The sequence below is a fragment of the Parendozoicomonas sp. 209JJ7-1 genome (assembly GCF_058147085.1).
The window spans coordinates 1-655 of sequence record NZ_JBYVJU010000120.1 but is presented as its reverse complement, the minus strand read 5'-3'; the positions used below and the strand labels follow the sequence as shown (position 1 = coordinate 655).

Sequence of the window (655 nt, the reverse complement as noted above, 5' to 3'; positions counted from 1 at the left end):
GTTATGTGCTTATATTGAGTCAAACCGTCATCATTATCAAAATTTGTTATTATATGTAATTTAAAATTTTCTATAATACAAGACTCACTTTAAAAATCGGTGAGTTTGGTTATGTCCAGTGTTAAACTTTTTTTTAAATTCATCTCGCTATTTTCAATATCTTATTCTCTATATTCTCACTCTGAACAAATAACAGATTTCAATAAATTAAAAAATAATATTATTTCAGGAAAATTGGTAAATGCTGTAATTGAAGTCGAAAAATGCAAAGACTTACAGGATCCATCTAAGAGTCCAAATTCATACCTTAACAAAGGTTTTGATATACTACATGCAACATTTTCGTCTAACTTTGCAATTCATATTAAAACTACAGCAACAAGACAAGAAATGGTTATATTCACTGGGAGTCCAAAATTTGTTCGTTATGATAGTAAAACAAGATCACCTTCAACATCATCGATAATTGAAGAGTTAGCAATCCGGGACGACCACTCTGTCTTTCTAACCGTTTCAGACAGCTTAGGAGCTGGTCTTTCAGCAACATTTAGATTTAATTGTGATTGGAATGCTCTAAAATTGCAGAGTATCTATTAAAACCGCACATAACAAGCGCATCCAGGTGACGCCTTCGGCGCACCTGATGCAGGCGTTA

1 protein-coding gene is annotated in these 655 nt (G+C 32.8%); it reads left to right on the top strand.

Going from position 1 to position 655, the window contains the following annotated elements:
• Positions 1–111 precede the first annotated feature (111 nt).
• Positions 112–597, top strand: coding sequence for a hypothetical protein (locus ACY2RQ_RS19655; protein ID WP_490114710.1), 486 nt, complete (start codon positions 112–114; stop codon positions 595–597).
• Positions 598–655 lie beyond the last annotated feature (58 nt).